23 protein-coding genes are annotated in these 17,819 nt (G+C 64.7%); 7 read left to right on the top strand and 16 right to left on the bottom strand.

Going from position 1 to position 17,819, the window contains the following annotated elements; translation table 11 throughout:
* Positions 1-110: 110 nt before the first annotated feature.
* The 6 genes from rpmF to ftsE all read right to left on the bottom strand — a co-directional run bounded on the left by rpmF (position 111) and on the right by ftsE (position 4,034).
* Complete coding sequence (gene rpmF, locus FPZ08_RS14085; protein WP_146290592.1) at positions 111-290, bottom strand: 50S ribosomal protein L32; 180 nt, start codon at positions 288-290, stop codon at positions 111-113.
* A gap of 348 nt (positions 291-638) precedes the next feature.
* Complete coding sequence (locus tag FPZ08_RS14080) at positions 639-983, bottom strand: hypothetical protein (protein WP_146290591.1); 345 nt, start codon at positions 981-983, stop codon at positions 639-641.
* 127 nt (positions 984-1,110) lie between these two features.
* Complete coding sequence (locus FPZ08_RS14075; RefSeq protein WP_146290590.1) at positions 1,111-1,920, bottom strand: lysophospholipid acyltransferase family protein; 810 nt, start codon at positions 1,918-1,920, stop codon at positions 1,111-1,113.
* A gap of 19 nt (positions 1,921-1,939) precedes the next feature.
* The gene (locus tag FPZ08_RS14070) at positions 1,940-2,446 is read right to left on the bottom strand and encodes a YcxB family protein (RefSeq protein ID WP_146290589.1); all 507 of its coding nucleotides are present in this window, start codon (positions 2,444-2,446) and stop codon (positions 1,940-1,942) included.
* A 3-nt stretch (positions 2,447-2,449) separates the two neighbouring features.
* A complete protein-coding gene (locus FPZ08_RS14065; RefSeq protein ID WP_146290588.1) occupies positions 2,450-3,379 on the bottom strand; it encodes a cell division protein FtsX in 930 nt (309 codons plus the stop codon).
* On the bottom strand, positions 3,372-4,034 hold the full coding sequence (gene ftsE / locus FPZ08_RS14060; protein WP_056258285.1) for a cell division ATP-binding protein FtsE: 663 nt from the start codon (positions 4,032-4,034) through the stop codon (positions 3,372-3,374). Before ftsE ends, FPZ08_RS14065 begins: the two co-directional genes overlap by 8 nt.
* Positions 4,035-4,253: 219 nt before the next feature.
* Between ftsE and FPZ08_RS14055 the strand changes: the two genes are divergently transcribed.
* Complete coding sequence (locus FPZ08_RS14055) at positions 4,254-5,126, top strand: zinc-ribbon domain-containing protein (RefSeq protein ID WP_146290587.1); 873 nt, start codon at positions 4,254-4,256, stop codon at positions 5,124-5,126.
* Positions 5,126-5,536, top strand: a complete 411-nt coding sequence (locus tag FPZ08_RS14050) for a response regulator (protein ID WP_146290586.1) — start codon at positions 5,126-5,128, stop codon at positions 5,534-5,536. The genes FPZ08_RS14055 and FPZ08_RS14050 overlap by 1 nt, the downstream gene beginning before the upstream one ends.
* A gap of 3 nt (positions 5,537-5,539) precedes the next feature.
* Here FPZ08_RS14050 and lysA read toward each other — a convergent pair whose 3' ends face one another.
* The 3 genes from lysA to argH form a co-directional block, all read right to left on the bottom strand.
* Positions 5,540-6,799 (bottom strand): diaminopimelate decarboxylase, encoded by a 1,260-nt coding sequence (gene lysA, locus FPZ08_RS14045; protein WP_146290585.1) that lies wholly within the window; start codon positions 6,797-6,799, stop codon positions 5,540-5,542.
* A 176-nt stretch (positions 6,800-6,975) separates the two neighbouring features.
* Positions 6,976-7,695 carry a gamma-glutamylcyclotransferase gene (locus tag FPZ08_RS14040; protein WP_186767011.1) on the bottom strand — a complete coding sequence of 240 codons (720 nt, stop codon included), beginning with the start codon at positions 7,693-7,695 and terminating at the stop codon, positions 6,976-6,978.
* A gap of 183 nt (positions 7,696-7,878) precedes the next feature.
* Positions 7,879-9,327, bottom strand: coding sequence for an argininosuccinate lyase (gene argH / locus FPZ08_RS14035; protein WP_146290583.1), 1,449 nt, complete (start codon positions 9,325-9,327; stop codon positions 7,879-7,881).
* A gap of 14 nt (positions 9,328-9,341) precedes the next feature.
* On the opposite strand from argH, the gene FPZ08_RS14030 reads away from it, so the two are divergent.
* A complete protein-coding gene (locus FPZ08_RS14030) occupies positions 9,342-10,004 on the top strand; it encodes a redoxin domain-containing protein (RefSeq protein WP_146290582.1) in 663 nt (220 codons plus the stop codon).
* Positions 10,005-10,052: 48 nt separating this feature from the next.
* Here the strand turns inward: FPZ08_RS14030 and FPZ08_RS14025 are convergent, their stop codons facing one another.
* The 6 genes from FPZ08_RS14025 to FPZ08_RS14000 form a co-directional block, all read right to left on the bottom strand.
* Positions 10,053-10,271: a hypothetical protein gene (locus FPZ08_RS14025; RefSeq protein WP_146290581.1), complete on the bottom strand. Its 219-nt coding sequence runs from the start codon at positions 10,269-10,271 to the stop codon at positions 10,053-10,055.
* A gap of 17 nt (positions 10,272-10,288) precedes the next feature.
* Entirely contained in the window at positions 10,289-10,471 is a 183-nt protein-coding gene (locus FPZ08_RS14020) for a putative motility protein (RefSeq protein ID WP_146290580.1), read from the bottom strand.
* Between the two features lie 91 nt (positions 10,472-10,562).
* Positions 10,563-11,246, bottom strand: a complete 684-nt coding sequence (locus tag FPZ08_RS14015; protein ID WP_146290579.1) for a rhomboid family intramembrane serine protease — start codon at positions 11,244-11,246, stop codon at positions 10,563-10,565.
* Complete coding sequence (locus FPZ08_RS14010; RefSeq protein WP_146290578.1) at positions 11,246-11,842, bottom strand: cob(I)yrinic acid a,c-diamide adenosyltransferase; 597 nt, start codon at positions 11,840-11,842, stop codon at positions 11,246-11,248. The genes FPZ08_RS14015 and FPZ08_RS14010 overlap by 1 nt, the downstream gene beginning before the upstream one ends.
* Before the next feature lie 11 nt (positions 11,843-11,853).
* On the bottom strand, positions 11,854-12,054 hold the full coding sequence (locus FPZ08_RS14005) for a twin transmembrane helix small protein (RefSeq protein ID WP_146290577.1): 201 nt from the start codon (positions 12,052-12,054) through the stop codon (positions 11,854-11,856).
* Positions 12,055-12,060: 6 nt separating this feature from the next.
* The gene (locus tag FPZ08_RS14000) at positions 12,061-12,966 is read right to left on the bottom strand and encodes a LysR family transcriptional regulator (protein ID WP_146290576.1); all 906 of its coding nucleotides are present in this window, start codon (positions 12,964-12,966) and stop codon (positions 12,061-12,063) included.
* Between the two features lie 89 nt (positions 12,967-13,055).
* On the opposite strand from FPZ08_RS14000, the gene FPZ08_RS13995 reads away from it, so the two are divergent.
* Positions 13,056-14,009 carry an NAD-dependent epimerase/dehydratase family protein gene (locus tag FPZ08_RS13995; protein ID WP_146290575.1) on the top strand — a complete coding sequence of 318 codons (954 nt, stop codon included), beginning with the start codon at positions 13,056-13,058 and terminating at the stop codon, positions 14,007-14,009.
* A gap of 112 nt (positions 14,010-14,121) precedes the next feature.
* Here the strand turns inward: FPZ08_RS13995 and gluQRS are convergent, their stop codons facing one another.
* A complete protein-coding gene (gene gluQRS, locus FPZ08_RS13990) occupies positions 14,122-14,979 on the bottom strand; it encodes a tRNA glutamyl-Q(34) synthetase GluQRS (protein WP_146290574.1) in 858 nt (285 codons plus the stop codon).
* Between the two features lie 13 nt (positions 14,980-14,992).
* On the opposite strand from gluQRS, the gene FPZ08_RS13985 reads away from it, so the two are divergent.
* The 3 genes from FPZ08_RS13985 to FPZ08_RS13975 all read left to right on the top strand — a co-directional run bounded on the left by FPZ08_RS13985 (position 14,993) and on the right by FPZ08_RS13975 (position 17,734).
* Positions 14,993-15,652 carry a DNA-3-methyladenine glycosylase family protein gene (locus tag FPZ08_RS13985; RefSeq protein WP_146290573.1) on the top strand — a complete coding sequence of 220 codons (660 nt, stop codon included), beginning with the start codon at positions 14,993-14,995 and terminating at the stop codon, positions 15,650-15,652.
* Between the two features lie 505 nt (positions 15,653-16,157).
* On the top strand, positions 16,158-16,757 hold the full coding sequence (locus FPZ08_RS13980) for a helix-turn-helix transcriptional regulator (protein ID WP_146290572.1): 600 nt from the start codon (positions 16,158-16,160) through the stop codon (positions 16,755-16,757).
* A 164-nt stretch (positions 16,758-16,921) separates the two neighbouring features.
* Positions 16,922-17,734, top strand: coding sequence for an outer membrane protein (locus tag FPZ08_RS13975; protein WP_146290571.1), 813 nt, complete (start codon positions 16,922-16,924; stop codon positions 17,732-17,734).
* Positions 17,735-17,819 lie beyond the last annotated feature (85 nt).

The following is a 17,819-nucleotide window of genomic DNA, read 5'->3' as shown; positions in this document are numbered from 1 at the left end:
CAGTGTAGCGGGCCGCTCTTGCTGGCGGCGGAAAAAGCAAAACGGCCGACCCCGAGGAGGGCCGGCCGTTGCATAACAGAAACGAGCGCAATTCGCGCCTCGTCTTTCGTTTACTTCTTGGCGTCGAGGATCTGCCGGCCGCGATACATGCCGGTCTTGAGGTCGACGTGATGCGGACGGCGCAGCTCGCCGCTATCCTTGTCTTCGACATAGGAAGGGGCGGCAAGGGCGTCGGCCGAGCGGCGGAAGCCGCGCTTCATCGGCGAGGTCTTGCGTTTTGGCACTGCCATGGTCGGTACTCCGAATTCAATATCGTTGCGCCGCCAGAGCGGCCCAGAGAGGTCATCTCTGAAAGGGATTGGTCGGCTCTATAGAGCAAGTATGCGGGCTTGGCTAGGGGGTTTGCGCGGAGTCGCATGCGCAATTCCACCCCTATCGACAGCCGCCTCCCGCGGACTTGATCCGCGGGTCTCCAGTCATGGCCTCCGGGCTTCGCCAATGCTCGATCGTCACCCTCGGGCCTGACCCGAGGGGACTGTACTTGCTAGATGTTCGGTAAGTGAAGAGCCCTCGGGTCAAGCCCGAGGGTGACGGCCAGTGGGTGGGAATGGAATGACGGAGACGAAAACCTCGAGGACTTACGCCGCCTGCATGCCCTGAGCCGGTTCGGCGCCTTCGAGGTCCCAGATGGTGGTGAGGCGTTCGGCGATGGCGCTGGGGGTGAGCAGGCGGAAGGCGCGGTCGGCGCAATCGAGTGCCAGGCGGAAGCGCGTGCGGCTCATGGGATCGGCGACCAGTTCGCCGGTCGAGCCGACCCAGAGCACATGATTGCCCTTGGCGATGAGATAGAGGTCGGCATCGGTCATGGCGAAACGGTCGAGATTTTCGCTGACCAGGTCATAGGCCCGCCCGGAACGGCCGAGCCAGTTGCTCTGCCGGCCGAAGCCGTGAATCACTACCCTGTTCTCGCCATAGCCAGCCATCACGCTATCCCCGCAGCGGGTATCAAACAAGAACAAAAATAGAACAAAATGCAGGGCATGTCAAGCGCCCCTGCATCCGACGACTACATGTATGTGGGTGTTTGCCGATTTCGTCAATATATAGTGGTCAGGCCTCGGCGCCGCTGTTCTGTCTGATGGCATCGAGGCGCTCACGCAATTCGGGTCCGACGGGGCGGGAAAGGCCCTGGTCCTCGGCCTTGAGGATGAGGGCGTTGGACTCCGATTCGATGGCTTTTTTGAGTCGGTCGAGGAAGACGTCGGCCGAGAGCCCCGCCTCGATGGGGGGCAGGAATTTCGCCTCGGCCGTGCCCGGCCAGATGACGGGGCTGTTGCGGCCCCAGAACAGGCCGGAATTGAGCGCCACCGGCACGACGGGCACGTTGAGTTCGAGATAGAGCCGCACAATGCCCTGGCGGTAATCGGGCCGCGCCAGGGGCGCCTTGCGCGTGCCTTCGGGGAAGATGACTATGCGGCAGCCGCGATCGATGGCGGCGTGGGCCTGGCGCATCATGGATGGAATGGCTTCGGCGCCCCGCTTGCGATCGACCTCGATACAGTCCAGCGAGCGGGCCGCCCAGCCGAAGAAGGGAATGCGCATCAGCTCCTTCTTGATGACATAGGCGGGCCGGCCGGTATGGGGGAAGATCGAGAAGACGTCCCAGTCGCTCTGATGCTTGGAGGCGATGATGCAGCCGCCTTCGGGGATGTTTTCCATGCCGGTCACCCGGGTCTTCACCCCGGCCAGCACGCGGAGATAAGCCAGGTTGGAGCGGCACCAGAAGACGGCCAGCTTCCAGCTCAGCGGCGTGCGGCCACTGACCAGGGCAATGGAGCCGATGATGATGGCGACGATCGCCGTCTGGCCGATGAAGACGAAATAAAACAGCGCGGTGCGCATGGCCTGGATGATCGTCATGCTGCTTGTCGCGCTCCCGTTACCCGCCGACCCCGACCAATGCGCGACGCAGGCTTGCCTGCTGGTCGGTGGTCAGGACCCTTTTGGGGACCATCCTATACAGCCGGTCGGACTCGAACAGAAGGAAAGTGCGGTCATCCTCGGCCCAGCGGATGAAATGGGACCACGGAATGTCGAAGCTGCCATATTCGCTCTCGGTATGCAGGCCGGCATCGGACCAGCCATAGACCAGGCGGCCCTGCAGGGATTTCTGCTGGCGGAACATGCGCCGTGCCGAGATCGGCCCCATGATCCAGACCACGAGAAGAATGGCCAGGAAGGGCAGGAGCGAAATGCCGAGCAGCATGGGCCAGCTGGCGAGGGCCCGATCCACGCCGTCGATGAAGGTCAGGAAAGCCACGAAACCCAGCCAGAGGCAGGTCCAGGCGATCAAGACTTTCCGTTGCCTGAGGCTGGTGAGCGTATAAAGCCCGTTGGCGGCGACCACGTCATCGGCAACCAGGGCGAATGATTCCGTTCGCTCCATGCGTCAGGACGTTTCGGAGAGGAAACGGCGGACGGTGACGCGCGAGGTGATGGCTGTCAGCGCGGCGATGACCGGCACCACGGCCAGGATGCCGATAATGCCATCTATGCCCAGCGCGAAGCGGCCGAACAGCACGCCGACCTGGGCGCCGGCTTCGCTCGACAGCATATTGCCGGCCGCCGTGCCGATCAGCGCGAAGAACAGCATGGCCGCGACGGTGCCCAACAGTCCGCCCTGCAGGCCGATGGACAGGAACCGCCCCTGGAATTCGCCGGCAATGAATTTGTTGGAGGCCCCGATATAGTGGAGCACATCGACGATTTCGCGATTGGTCGCCATGGCGCCGCGGGTGGCGAAGACGATGGCGAGCACGGTGGCGGCGCCGATCAGGATGAGCACGAGCAGGCCTGAAAGCACGATGGTGCCGGCCATGGTGTTGAGCTGCTGGCGCCAGGCGGCATGGGTGTCGAGGCTGGCGCCCTTGACGGCGGCGAGGTTGCGCCCGAGCCCCTCGATATCGGCATCGGTGGGATCGGCCAGTTGCACCACGACGAGGCGCGGGATTTCGATGGCGGTGAGGTCGAGCCCGGTGCCGAGCCAGGGCTCGAGCAATTGCTGGCTTTCCGCGATGGTCAGCGCGCGGGCCGAGGCGACGCCGGGGGTCGATTCAGCCAGGGACACGGCAGTGCGCAGGTTGCTTTCCATCACCTCGCCCTCGACGGGGCGGATCTGGATGGTGACTTCGCGGCCGACATCGGCCGACCAGGCAATGGCCGATTTCTGTACCAGCACCACGCCGCCCAGGGTCACGGCGGAGAGGAAGCTCATGATGGTGATCAGCAGCAGCAGGGTGCGGCCGGCCACGCTCTTTTCGGGAACGATGGGAGCCGCGCCCTTGCGCGAGGGCCAGAAGCGGAGAACGCGTTCAATCATGGATCACCAGCTCGCCCTTGCTGAGCAGCATGCGCGGATAGTTGAACTGATCCAGCAGCGGCAATTCGTGGGTGGCCAGGATGATGGTCATGCCCAGGGTGCGGTTGAGTTCGGCGAAGAGATGGACCAGCCGGCTCGACAGGTCGGGGTCGACATTGCCGGTGGGTTCGTCGGCCAGCAGCACCTTTGGCCGGGCGATGACGGCGCGGGCAATGGCGGCGCGCTGTTTTTCGCCGCCCGACAGCAGCGAGGGCAGGGCATTCATGCGCTCGCCCAGGCCGACCCATTCGAGCAGTTCGGTGACATTGGGGCGGTATTCGCTTTCCGGCTGCCCCAGCACGCGCAAAGGCAGGGCCACGTTCTCGAAGGTGGTCAGGTGATCGAGCAGGCGGAATTCCTGGAACACGATGCCGATATGGCGGCGCATCTGCAGCAGGCGGTCCTGGGTGAGATTGCTCACATCCTCGCCGAACATGGTGACGCGGCCCCTGGAGGGCTTGAGCGAGAGCAGCAGCAGGCGCAGCAGGCTGGTCTTGCCCGAGCCGGAGGGCCCGGTGAGGAAATGGAACGAGCCCGGCTCGACCGAAAAGGTCAGGTCCCGCAGGATCTCGGGACCATTGCCATAGCGCAGCCCGACATTGGAAAACTCGATCAAGAACAGAGGCTCCGCAATTGGTGCGCAGATCAAGGCGAATCAGGTGTCGGGCGCATCATAACAGCCATGAGTGCCGCATGCGCTGACCAGCGTCCATGTGGGTAGTAAAGCGGCGCAAATGTGGTGGATTGCCGAGACGGGCGGATTGGTTTGAGGAGTTTTAACCCCCGCCCGCTAGGGTCGGGCTGACTTATTCCGTCCACCATTCCGTCTGGCCCGATGATCATCACCTGTCCGCATTGCCAGACCAAGTATCAGGTGACCTACGAGGCCATTGGCTCGGCAGGTCGCAAGGTGCAGTGCGCTCATTGCCGGCGGGACTGGCAGCAGCAGCCGCTGGAAGAGGAAGCTACGCCCGAGCAGAAACAGGCTTTCGTGACCATCGAGGAAGACGGGCTCGATGAAGCCATGTCGGCCGAGGAGCGTGCGGTGGCGGCCGAAGCGGCGCAGCGGCTGGAACTGGAGCGGCAGGCCGAGGCCTTGAGCACCGCCAAGGTCGATGCGGCAATCCTGCGCCGGCGGCAGCGGGCCTTTGCGCGTCGGCAGACCGCCATGGCCGCCGACCTGCCACTGGCGCGGCTGCGGCGGACTTTGCGCATTGCAGGCTTCGTGCTGCTCGGCGCGATCCTCCTCACCGCCTATTTCGGCCGAGTGCAGGTGGTCGAGCGCTTCCCGGCCATGGCCGGCGTCTATGGCGCTGTCGGCCTCGGCGTCAACGTGGTGGGACTCGATTTTTCCAATGTGTCCAGCCTGCGCACCCTGCGCGACGGCAAGGAAGTGCTTGTTGTCTCGGCCCAGATCGTCGGCAAGATGCCCGAGCCGGTCACCGTGCCGCCTGTCGTGGTGACGCTGGTCGATGAGCAGGGAAACGGCATCTACGAATGGAGCGTCACCCCTTCGGTGCGCGACCTGATGGCCGGCGAGCGCGCGACCTTCGACACCCAGTTGACCCTGCCGCCGGGCGAGGCGGCGCGGGTTCGCCTCAGCTTTGCCGGCGGGCAGAGCACGCCCATCGTCGCGGCCGAAACCAGGGCCGCCGAAAAACCGGCCGCGGCCGGTTCAGACAATTCCATTCTACCGGAGCAGCATTGATGGCCCGCATATTGGTTGCCGAAGACGATCCCTCGGTGCGCGCCTTCGTGGTAAGCGCCCTGACCATGAAGGGGCATGAGGTCGTCGCCGAGGAAGATGGCGGCCTTGCCGCCGAAACGGTCGACAGCGAAGAAGGCCGCTTCGACCTGCTGTTGTCGGATATCAAGATGCCGATCATGGATGGCATCGGGCTGGCGCTGCATGTGGCGGCCAAATACCCCGATATCATCATCGTGCTGATGACCGGCTTTGCCGACCAGCGCGAGCGGGCGCATGGGCTCGAGGCGCTGATCTACGACGTCATCACCAAGCCGTTCACCCTGGCCGACCTGATCGCCAAGGTCGATGACGCGCTTGCAGGCAAGCCGGTGGAAGTGGTGTCGCTGGGCCGGCAGGCCCAGCTACAGTAGCGATCACAGCCAGTCGGGTACCGAATCCAGCGCGATCAGCTCGTCCAGCGACTTGCGCGGGCGGATCACGTGGAAGCGGTCGCCATCGACCAGCACTTCGGGGATCAGCGCGCGCGAATTATAGGTCGAGGCCATGACCGCGCCATAGGCGCCGGCGCTCATCACCGCCAGCAGGTCGCCTTCCCTGACGCCGGGCATGGTGCGGGCCTTGGCGAGATAATCGCCAGTTTCGCAGACCGGGCCGACGATATCGGCGGTGATGGGGGCGAGGTTGGAGTGGTTGACCGGCACCATGTCGTGATGGGCCTCGTAGAGCGTGGGGCGGATCAGGTCGTTCATCGCCGCATCGACGATGACGAAATTGGTGCCGCCTTCCTTCACATATTCGACCCTGGTGACCAGGATGCCGGCATTGCCCACCAGCAGGCGCCCCGGCTCGATCACCAGGCTACAGCCGAGCTGGCCCACCTTGTCGCGGATCACTGCGGCATAGGCTTCGGGATGGGGCGGGGCGTCCTGGTCGTGGTGATAGGGAATGCCCAGCCCGCCACCGACATCGACGTGGCTGATGGCATGGCCATCGGCGCGCAAAGCCTTGACCAGCTCGGCCATCAGCCCGAAGGCGGTGCCGAAGGGTTCGAGATCGGTCAGCTGGCTGCCGATATGCATATCGACGCCCACCGCCTCGACATTGGGCAGTTCGGCGATGCGGCGATAGACGTCGCGGGCTCTGATATAGGGAATGCCGAACTTGTTCTCGGCCTTGCCGGTCGAGATCTTGGCATGGGTGCGGGCATCGACATCGGGATTGATGCGCACCGAAACGCGGGCGGTGAGGCCCATATCGGCGGCCACCATCGACAGGCGTTCCAGCTCGGGCTCGCTCTCGACATTGAAGCACTTGATGCCGGCTTGCAGCCCGCGGCGCATTTCGGCAATGGTCTTGGCGACACCGGAAAAGACGATCTTGTCCGGCCGGATGCCGGCGGCCAGCGCCCGCTCCAGTTCACCCAGGGACACCACATCGGCGCCGGCGCCTTCCGACGCCATCAGCTTGAGCACCGCCTGGTTGGAATTGGCCTTCATGGCATAGGCCAGCAGCGTCGGAATGCCCTCGAAGGCTTGCTGCACCACGCGCACATGCCGGCGCAGGGTGGCGCTGGAATAGACATAGAAGGGCGTGCCCACCTTGGCGGCGAGGTCGTTGAGATTGACGTCCTCGGCGTAAAGGGTGCCGTCGCGGTGGGTGAAATGGTGGACCATTGCTCGTTTCCTGCCTTCCCTCTCCCCTTGCGGGAGAGGGTGCCCGAAGGGCGGGTGAGGGGTTCTGTCCACCCCTCGGGACCCCTCATCCGGCGCTACGCGCCACCTTCTCCCGCAAGGGGAGAAGGGAAGGTGCTCATGCTCTAGTGCAGCGCTGAAAAAAACAAAAGCAGGACTTACCGATCCGGCTCATAGGCGGCTTCGATGCGGTCGGCGACGAGGGACTGCAATTGCCAGAGATGGGGGTCGTGGATGCCCATGTCTTCCAGGTGCCGCACCGTGGCGAACAGATATTCGGCCATGGAGCCGCGCGAGCCGACCGCGGTAGCCAGGACTTCGGCAATGGCATCGATGCTGAGGCCCGAAACATAGCGGCCGGAATGGCGGTCGATGCAGAAAGTGATGGCGCGGATCACCCGGTCGCCGCTGCGCACATTGACCCAGCGCGGCGGGAAGGGCGAGGGAAGCCAGCCCATTTCGCGTTCCAGCAACTTGGTCATGGCCTCGTCGATCCGGCCCGGGGGCAGGCGATAAAGCACGCCATTGCAGGCGCCGCCGCGATCGAGCGCCAGCATCAGGCCGGGATTGGCGTCGCTGCCGCGAAAGCGGTTGTTCCAGCCGAGGCAAAAGGAACGATGCCAGCCATGCACGCGGCCGGTGCGCATTTCGACAAAGTCGCAGGCCGGCTTCCAGATCAGCGAGCCATAGGCGAAGATCCAGACCTCGTCATGGTCGCGATCCGGCCCGAGCAGGGTATCGATGGTGCGCCGGTAGTCGTCCGGCGCCGTCGCGCGCAGGCCGGGCGGCGGTGGCGGCATGTCCTCGGAGGGATCTTCGGGCCTGAGATAGCCGACATGACGCTCGGTGAGGCGCATCTGTCGGATTTTCTTGTGCAATGTTCTCTCCGTTCTTCCCTTCTCCCCTTGAGGGAGAAGGTGCCCGAAGGGCGGATGAGGGGTTGTTTCCGCCAGCATTGAAGCATGGGAGAGCGCAGAACCCCTCACCCGGCAATTCTTCTGAACGAAGAATTGCCACCCTCTCCCTCAAGGGGAGAGGGAAAGGTGGCGCAATGCCCAGCCCTATTCAACCCCGCCATCACCATGGCCGGCATGCTTCTTCTTGCCGAGTGGGCGCGGCTCATGCTCCTGGCCGGTCAGTTCGGTCTTCCAGCGGGCGGCCTGAACAAGCACATTGGCGGGAGCCGTGCCGCCATAGCTCTGTCGTGCAGCGACGGAAGCCTCGACGGTCAGCACCTTGTGGATGCGGCTGTCGATGCGCTGGTCGATAAACTTGAAGTCCTCGATGGTCAGCCCTTCCAGGCCGCAATTCTTCTGTTCGGCCAAAGCCACGATCTGCCCGGTAATGTGATGGGCGTCGCGGAAGGGAATGTTCAGCTCGCGCACCAGCCAGTCGGCAATGTCGGTGGCGGTGGAAAAGCCCGCCGAGGCCGAGGCGCGCATGCGCTCGCGATTGGGCACCAGGTCGCCGACCATGCCGGTCATGGCGGCCAGCGACAGGGAGAGGGCGTCGAGCGCGTCGAAGGCGACTTCCTTGTCTTCCTGCATGTCCTTGGAATAGGCGAGCGGCAGGCCTTTCATCACCACGAGCAGGCTGGTCAGCGCACCGAGGATGCGGCCGATCTTGGCGCGCACCAGTTCGGCGGCGTCCGGATTGCGCTTCTGCGGCATGATCGAGGAGCCGGTGGTGAACTTGTCGGAAAGCCGTACGAAGCCGAACTGGGCCGAACTCCAGATCACCATTTCCTCGGCAAAACGGGAGAGGTGCATGGCGCAGATCGAGGCAGCGGCCAGCGTTTCGAGAATGAAATCGCGGTCGGAGACGGCGTCGAGACTATTGGCCGTCGGCCGGTCGAAGCCGAGCTTTTCGGCCGTCATCGATCGGTCGATGGGGTAGGGCGTGCCGGCCAGCGCGGCCGAGCCCAGCGGGCTTTCATTGAGGCGCTTGCGGGCATCGAGCAGCCTCCCGGCATCGCGGCCAAGCATTTCGACATAGGCGAGCAGGTGGTGGCCGAAGGTCACCGGCTGGGCACTTTGCAGGTGCGTGAAGCCGGGCATGATGGTCTCGGCTTCTTCCTCGGCGCGGGTGACCAAAGCCAGTTGCAGCGTCTGCACCTGGGTCACCAGCGTGTCGATCGTATCGCGGACATAGAGCTTGAAATCGGTCGCCACCTGATCGTTGCGCGAACGGGCGGTGTGCAGCCGGCCGGCGGCATCGCCGATCTTTTCGCGCAGGCGGCTTTCGACATTCATATGGATGTCTTCCAGCGCCCGCGAGAACGTGAAGCTGCCGCCCTCGATTTCGGCCAGCACCTCGGCTAGACCGGCAATGATGGCGTCGCGGTCCGCATGCGTCAGAATGCCCGTCTCTGCGAGCATTGTGGCATGGGCCACCGATCCGGCAATATCCTGGCGGAACAGGCGCTGGTCGAATCCGATCGAGGCGTTGATTTCTTCCATGATGGCGTCGGGGCCGGTGGCAAACCGTCCGCCCCACATCTTGTTGCTCATTGCCGGAGACCTCTATGACCGATACGCAAGCACCCCTTCCCGGAGCACCGAGCCGGGTCCGGCTGTGGATCATCCTGGGTTTGGCGGGATTGGCGGTAGCTATAGCGGCGTGGGTGTGGCTCGGCAATGCCGGGCAGGCAAAGGAATGCCCGGTGCAGCGGGAGGCGGCCGAGGCCATCGACATGGCGGCGGTGGGAGAACTGGCGGCGCTCAACGGCACCGGCGAGGGGCGCGGCTACGCGACCATGGCGTTCAAAGATGCCGCCGGCAAGGACATGACCATTGCCGATTTCAAGGGCAAGGCGCTGCTGGTCAATTTCTGGGCCAGTTGGTGCGTGCCCTGCCGCGAGGAAATGCCGGCGCTTGACGCGCTGGCCACCAAATACAATTCGGATGCCTTCATGGTGCTGCCCATCAATCTCGATATCGGGGCAGGCGGCCAGGACAAGGCGCAGGCTTTCCTCGACGAGAACAGCTTCGCCAATCTGCCGCTCTATGCCGACGACACCTTTGCCGCCTTCGAACGCCTCAAGCAACAGGCGGTGGCGGTCGGCCTGCCCGCGACGCTGGTGCTGGACGAGAATGGCTGCGAACTGGCCGTGCTGCAGGGCCCGGCCCATTGGGACACGCCCGATGGCGAGGCGGTGGTCGAGAAGATGATCGAGCTGGTTTCCTAAGTCGCGTTTCCGAACCGCAAAACCGTTGCCACTTTTGCTGGAAACGCTCTAGACCAGCCGGTCCACATCCGCGCCGGTATAGATGGCCGGGGGCGCGATATCGGCTTCCGGGTGCAGCAATGCCGTCCTGTCATGTTCGCGCTGCGCCGCCACGCTGAGATCGGCGCGCAGGCGGGCGACTTCGACCAGTGCATTGCCCTGTCCGGCGGCGGCGTGGGCCTTGCGGCTGATCATGATGGCGGGGCTGATGCCGATGGCGGCGCTCATGGAGGACCCTCCGGCGGCTAGGCCAGCTTGTCGATCTTGGCGCCCTGTCCGGGCGGCGGTGCCGAAAGCGCGGTCTGCATCAGGGTTTCGAGCAGATCGGTCTGCATTTCATGCGCCTTCTTGAACACGGCGATCTGCATGCTGTTCTGCAGCTTCATCGAGTTCATCTGCAGCATCTGCATCGAGAGGTCGGTATTCATAGCGGACCTCCTTTCGCTGGCAGTCCACGGCCAACTCTAGGCAGCGGTTATGAACAAAACCTTGGGCAATCGTGGCAATTTCGTGAAATCTTTAGCGGCCGCCCAGCAGTGCCACGTCGCGCCGCTTTAGCCCGGCCGCCAGCACTACGCCGGTGACAAAGCCACCCAGATGCGCCCACCAGGCCACCGGCTCTTCCGAGCCGATCAACACGTAGAAGAGCTGCGTCGCCACCCAGAAGCCCAGCATCCAGAAGGCGGGGACCGGCAGGGGAATGGGGATGACGATGCGCGCCAGCACGAAGACGCGGGCATGGGGGTAGAGCAGGATATAGGCGCCCATCACCCCGGCCACGGCGCCCGAGGCGCCGATCAGCGGACCGTTGTCGTTGAGGTTGAACACCAGATGCGCCAGGGCGGCGCAGACACCGCAGGCGAGGTAGAACAGCAGGAATTTGGCGTGGCCCAGCGCGTCCTCGATATTGTCGCCGAAGACCCAGAGGAACAGCATGTTGCTGAGCAGATGCAGCCAGTTGACGTGCAGGAACTGATAGGTCAGCAGCGTGGCCCAATCGGGCAGCCAGGGCAGAGGCTGGGGATAGACGTCGCGCACCACGATGGGGATCATGCCGAAATTGATGGTGGCCTGGTCGAAGGTGGCCGGCGGCAGTACCGATTGCAGCAGGAAGCAGAGCGTGGTGATCGCGATCAGCCCGTAATTCACGTAGGGGAAGCGGATGTGGCGGATGGCGTTGCGATCATGCAGCGGCAGGAACATCAGCCGCCCTTCTTGATGTCGCCATGGTTGCCGGGCACCCACAGCACGTCCTTGACGCCATTGGCATTGGCTACGCGCGACAGCACGAAGAGCAGGTCGGAGAGGCGGTTGAGATAGCGCAGGGCCTCGGGGCTGGTATCGGGCTCGGCCGCCGCCAGTTCCACGGTGATGCGCTCGGCCCGCCGCGTTACGGTGCGCGCCACATGGAGGCAAGCCGCGAGTGGGGAACCGCCGGGCAGGATGAAGCTGCGGAGCGGTTCGAGCTCGGCATTGTAATGGTCGATCTGCTTTTCGAGGAATTCGGTCTGTACCGGGCGGATGCGCAGCGAGGGATATTCGGCATCGGCTGCGTCGGCGCCGGGCGTCGCCAGGTCCGAGCCGACGTCGAACAGGTCGTTCTGGATGCGGCCCAGCAGCATGTCGATCCGGGGCATGGAATTGGTATGCAGCCGCGCCATGCCGATCGTGGCATTGGCTTCCTCGACCGTGCCATAGGCGTCGATGCGCGGGTCGTATTTGGGCCGGCGGGGGCCGCGCACGAGTCCTGTCGTGCCGTCGTCGCCGGTGCGCGTATAGATGCGGTTGAGCTTGATCATGGCTGGCGGCCCTAGCCGCGGCCGCTGCCGAAGAAGAACAGCGCGCCCAGCAGCAGGATCAGGGCCACGGCCTGTCCGGCGACGCGCAGGCGCATCAGGCGCTGGCTGGTATTGCCCGGCCCGCCCTTCATCATGTTCCACAGGCCCAGGCCGAGCACGATGACGACGAAGAGCAGTGCAAGGGCGATGGCGATATTGAGAGCGGTCTGCATGAGGTCCTACCGATTGGTCTGCTGGTCATTGATATAGGCGGTGAGTCCCTCGGCCAGCGCGTCATAGATGGCACGAATCCGGTGCGACGTGAACAATTCCCTGTGCGTGGTCAGCCAGATCGGCAGCGGCGGGATGGCCAGGTCCAGCGGCAAAGCCACCATGCCCGGCGTGCGATGCACCAGGTTGAGCTGGCCGAAGCCGATACCCAGCCCCGCCTTGATCAGTTCCCACAGATGGGCCTGGTCGTCCGAGCGCAGCATGAAATGATCGCGGGTGATGGAAAAGCCCAGGCCCCGCGCATGGGTCAGGATGGCGTCGGAGCGGTCGAAGCCGATGAGGTCGTGTTCCCACAGATCCGCCAGCTCGAGCGGCTGGCCGCGGCGGGCGAGGTAGCTTTCATGCGCCACCGCCACCAGCGGAATATCGCCGAGATAGCGGGTGACCAGTTCGAGCTGGGTCGGCCGGAACATGCGGACGGCAATGTCGGCTTCGCGCATCAGCAGGTTTTCCGCCGAATCGGAGGGTATGGTCTCGATGGCGATGCGCGGATGCAGGTCGCGGATCGGCACCAGCAGGCCGGGCAGCACATAGTTGGAAATCATGGCGCTGGCGGTGAGCCGCACCGTGCCGCCGACATCTTCCTGCGCCCCCGCCGCGACGATGCCGGCCTCCGCCAGCGCCGCCTGGGCGCGGGTCACCGGCTCATAGAGGCGGAGCGCCGTGGCATTGGGCTTGAGGCCGTTCATGGTCCGCTCGAACAGGTTCAGCTCCAGGTCGGCCTCCAGCGTTTCCACATGCCGGCCGATGGTGGGCTGGCTGAGCCCGATGGCCCGCGCCGCGCCCGAGAGCGAGCCTTCCGCCACTACGGCGGCAAAACTGCGCCACAGCGCCCAATCCGGTTGCCTATTCATTCTTGAATGTTGAACCCACGATATCTGTCAATCGTCATACGATAACGTATCGAGCATGATGCTGTCATCAAGCAATCGAGGAACACATCATGAGCAAGGGTAATGTCACTGTCCTGGGCAGCAACGGCCATCTGGGCAATGCTGCCGTGGTCGCCTTTCAGCAAGCCGGCTGGGCCGTCACGGGCCTGGGCCGAAGCAATCGCCGCCTGGTCGCGGGCACGCATTTCATCGCCGGGGATGCCGACGACCTTGATGTGGTCAAGGCGGCCATCGCCGATGCCGATGTCGTGGTGCATGGTCTGCATCTGCGCTACGACCGCTGGGGCAATGGCCGGGCCGAGGCGCAGTTGCAGGTGGTGCTGGATGCCATGAGGGGCAGCGGCAAGACGCTGCTGTTTCCCGGCACGATCTACAATTACCGCGCCGGGGATCGCGTGGTCGGGCCCGAACTGCGGCAGGATGCCGAGGCGCCGCGCGGCGCCATCCGCATCCGGCTCGAACAGATGCTGGCCAAGGCGGCGCGCGAGGACGGGTTTCAGGTCATCATCCTGCGGGCCGGCGATTTCTACGGGCCGGGCAATCGTGGCGAATGGTTCGAAGCGGCCATGCTGATGGATCACGCCAAGGGCAAGGTCTACCATATGGGCGATCTCGACCTGCGCCATAGCTGGGCCTATCTGCCCGATCTTGGCCGCGCCTTCGTGGCTCTGGCGGAGCAGCGGGCGCGCCTCGCCCGGTTCGAGAATTTCCACTTTGCCGGCCATTGGGTGAGCCATCGCCAGATGCTGACGGCCATCCGCAAGGCCGCGCCCAAACCGCTCGAGCCGGCGCCGCTGGCCTGGTGGATGCTGCGCGCGGTGGGCTTGGTCAATCCGGTCATGCGCGACATTTATCGCATGCGCTATCTGTGGCTGAACGAAATGGAGCTGACGGACAAGCGGCTTGATGGGGTGCTGGGGGAGGGGTTTGTCACGCCGCTGGACGAGGCGGTTGCGGCGACGGTGACCGAGCTGCTGGGTGAGCAGGGCAAGGCGGCGGCGTGACAGAACTACACGAGACCTCATGGTGAGCTTGTCGAACCACGAGGTCGGGTGAGTGGAGCTGTCGTGCCACGCCCTCGTGGTTCGACGGGCTCACCATGAGGGCTACTGGGCGCTAGAGCCCCACCGCCCGTCGTACATCCTCCGGGGTCCAACCCTGTTCGCGCAAACCCCGCAGGCTCTCCGACCCCCGCGACTTGGCCAGCTTCTTGCCTGCATCGTCCAGGATCAGCCGGTGAAAATTGTAAATCGGCGAGGGCAGGCCCAGCAGCATCTGCAAGAGAACATGAATATCGGTCGCGGCTTCCATGTCGCGGCCGCGCGTCACATGCGTGATGCCCTGCGCCGCATCGTCGACCACGACGCTGAGGTGATAGCTTGTCGGCGTGCCCTTGCGTTGCAGCACGACATCGCCCCAGCGCTCGGGGCGGGCATGGCGGACCTGCGGGCGGTCGGTGACCAGTGGGCCGACCACAGTAAAGGTCAGCATGCCGACCCGATCCATGGCCTTTGCCGTGTCGAGCCGGAACTGTACCGGGTCGCCGCGCTCCAGCCGGGTGATCTGCTCGCCCCGGTCGAGATGCCGGCAGGTGCCGGGATAGAGCGGGGCGCCATCGGGGTCGGTGCCCTCAGCGGCGGCAGCGATTTCGCTGCGTGAGCAGAAGCAGGGATAGAGCAGGCCGTGGTCGCGCAGGCGGTTGCCCGCCTCGGCGTAAGCGTCCATATGCTGGGACTGGTGCAATACCGGCTCGGGCCAGTCGAGGCCGAGCCAATGCAGGTCACTTAATATCGCGGCGGTGAATTCGGGTTTACTGCGCTCGGCGTCGATGTCTTCGATCCGCAGCAAAGCGGTGCCGCCGAGCAGGCTGGCGGCCTGCCAGGTGTAAAGCGCCGAAAAGGCATGGCCGAGATGCAGCAGCCCATTGGGGCTGGGCGCGAAGCGAAGGACGGGACTGGATGACTGTTTTGACACGAGGCGTTTCTACATGAGCCTGCTTGCGCCGTCACCGCGCCTCGACAGCGTCGCTGCCATTACCGGCCATATCGAGGCCCTGGTGGAGATCGACCCGCGGCTTGCCGCCGTGCGGGATTTTGCCGGCGATGTGCAGCCTCGCGTGGCAAGGCGCGGCTTTGCCGGCATGGCCAAGGTCATCACCGGCCAGCAGGTCTCCGTCGCCAGCGCCAATGCCATCTGGACCCGATTCGAAAACCTGGCCGGCGCGCTCGATCCCACGACCTATCTCACCCTGAGCGAAGAGCAGGTGCGCGGCACCGGCTTTTCCGGCAGCAAGTTCCGCACCGTGCGCGCCATTGCCGAGGCCATGGTGGCCGGCACGCTCGATTTCGACCATCTCGAAACCCTGCCGGCCGAAGAGGCGGTGCGCTATCTGGTGGCCCACAAGGGCATCGGGCCATGGACGGCCGAAGTCTATCTGATGTTCTGCGCCGGCCATCCCGATGTGTTTCCGGCCGGGGACCTGGCCCTGCTCAAGGCGGTGCAGCACGGGCTTGGGCTTGACGCTCGCCCCGCCATAAAGGACATGATTGGCATCGCTGCGGGCTGGACCCCGCATCGTTCTGCTGCGGCGCTGCTGTTCTGGCGCTACTTCGCGGTCATGCGCGACCGGGAAGGTATCCTGCTGTGATGGTCGGGGCACATGACAGAGATCGATCGCATCTATGAGGCTGCCTTTGTTCCCGAGCTTTGGCCGGAGGTGCTGGGGCAGCTCGCCACACGGGCCGGTGCGCATTCCGGCGCTATCCTGATCGTCGATCCCAGGCTGCCGCCGCTGTTCAGCGCAACGCCCAATGTGGTCGATACGCTGGCCGATTTCGCCCAAGGCCCCGTCTGGTACGACAATGCTCCGGCGCTTCGCCTGCGCCGGATGAAATATCCCGGCTTCCTCGAACGCGCCGACTTCTTCACCGAAGACGAGCGCAACGGGCACAACCCCTATGACGACAACATGGTCAGGATCGGCGCCGACTGGCAGGTCGGCTCGGTCGTGGACATGCCCGATGGCGAATTTGCGCTTTTCACCTTCGAGCGGCAGCGCGGGCTTCCCGATTTCGACAGGCGGGATTTTGCTTTGCTGGACAGTTTCAGGCCGCATCTGGCGCGCGCCAGCCCTATTGGCCTGGCGGCTGCAGATGGAACGGGCCAGTGCCGGTGTCGCTGCGCTGGAGGCCATCGGCATTCCTGCCGCGATCATCTCGGCCAGGGGCGTGGCGATTGCCAGCAATTCCCTGTTCGAAGCGCTGACCGACGTGTTGCGTCCCGCAGCTTTCGGCCGGCTGGCCGCACGCGACCGGTTAGCCGACCAGTTGCTGCAGGCCGCGCTGCCCGGGCAGGGCGTGCCCGTTCCCGAGGTGCGGTCGATCCCGATGCGGCTGGTCGATTCCGACCGCGCCATCGTCACCCATGTCATTCCGCTGCAGCGCTCTGCCAGCGATATTTTCGACCAGGGCGCCGCCATGGTCGCGGTGAGCGGATATTCGGCGGGCGGCAATGTGCCGACCGAGCCGCTGCTGCGCGGATTGTTCGACCTGTCGGTGGCCGAGGCCAGGATTGCCGCCGGGCTGGCGGCCGGCCTCACCCTGGCCGAAGTGGCCCAGCAGCGCGGCATCGGCATGGCCACGGCGCGCACGCATCTGGCGCAGGTCCTGCGCAAGACCGGCACGCGCCAGCAGGGGCAGCTCATCGCCCTGCTCAAGGGTTTCGGACCCGGCCGCCTCAACGGGGATGGATGAGCGTCGATCTGGCCCCCTCCCGGCTGAATCCGGATTTGTTGCGGCGCGGCAACAGTTTGGCCGTCTCCTGTCATCGGTCCAATTGCACTCATTCATATGAATGATGGCAGCGCGCGTCCGATCCCTATCCTGCGGCATGACCACAGGGTGAAGGGAGACGAGCGGTGCTGATTGGACGGTTTGCAGGGGCGGGCGCACTTGCGCTGACGATGATGAGCACGGCAGTGCTGGCACAGGACGCCACGGACTGGAACGGCTTTTACGCCGGCATCTATGGCGGCTATGGCCTCGACATGGATGGCAGCTCGATCTCCACTGTCGGGCCGGCGACGCTCGACCTGGGTGGTGGCGACGTCCTGACGGGCAGCCTTGCGACCGAAACCGGCCGCATCAATGGCATTCATGGCGGCGTTGTCGGCGGCTACAATTATCAGCGGGACCGGCTGGTGCTGGGCCTCGAGGCCGGTTTCGGCCTGGGCGCCTTCGGCAAGACCAACAGCACGGTGGCCGCCCTCAGCATGACCGACGGGGTCAATACGGCCACGATCGACTATACCGACACCACCAGTTTCAACATCGACTGGCTGACCACCCTGCAGGGCCGCATGGGCTTCACCCAGGACAACTGGCTGTTCTACCTCAAGGGCGGCGTCGTCATGGCCAATGGCTCGGTTTCCAGCAATTCGCGGCTGACTCTGGCCGATCCGGGTGGCCTGCTCGGCCTGCCGGGCATCGACCTGCCCTCAAGCAGCACTGCCAACCAGTTGCTGATCGGCCCCGCCTTCGGCTTCGGCGCCGAAGCCATGGTGACCGAGGCGGTCTCGATCTCGGCCGAATACAGCTTTATCGGCCTGCCTGCGCTGGAAGCGCCCGCCGGTGGACTCGGCCTGGGCCTGGGCGGGCTTTTCGGTGGCGGCGGCGGCAGCCACGACGCGGCCATGCATCAGGTCAAAGCCGGGATCAACTACCACTTCTGACCCCGACTGGAGTCCGGCCTGCCTCCGGCCGGACTCATTTCTCGCCAGACCGGGACGTTCATGCTAGGCGGAACCCATTGCAAGG

Source organism: Devosia ginsengisoli, assembly GCF_007859655.1.
GTDB lineage: Bacteria > Pseudomonadota > Alphaproteobacteria > Rhizobiales > Devosiaceae > Devosia > Devosia ginsengisoli.
The sequence above is the reverse complement of the archived record's forward strand: the minus strand, read 5'-3'. Positions and strand labels throughout refer to the sequence as shown.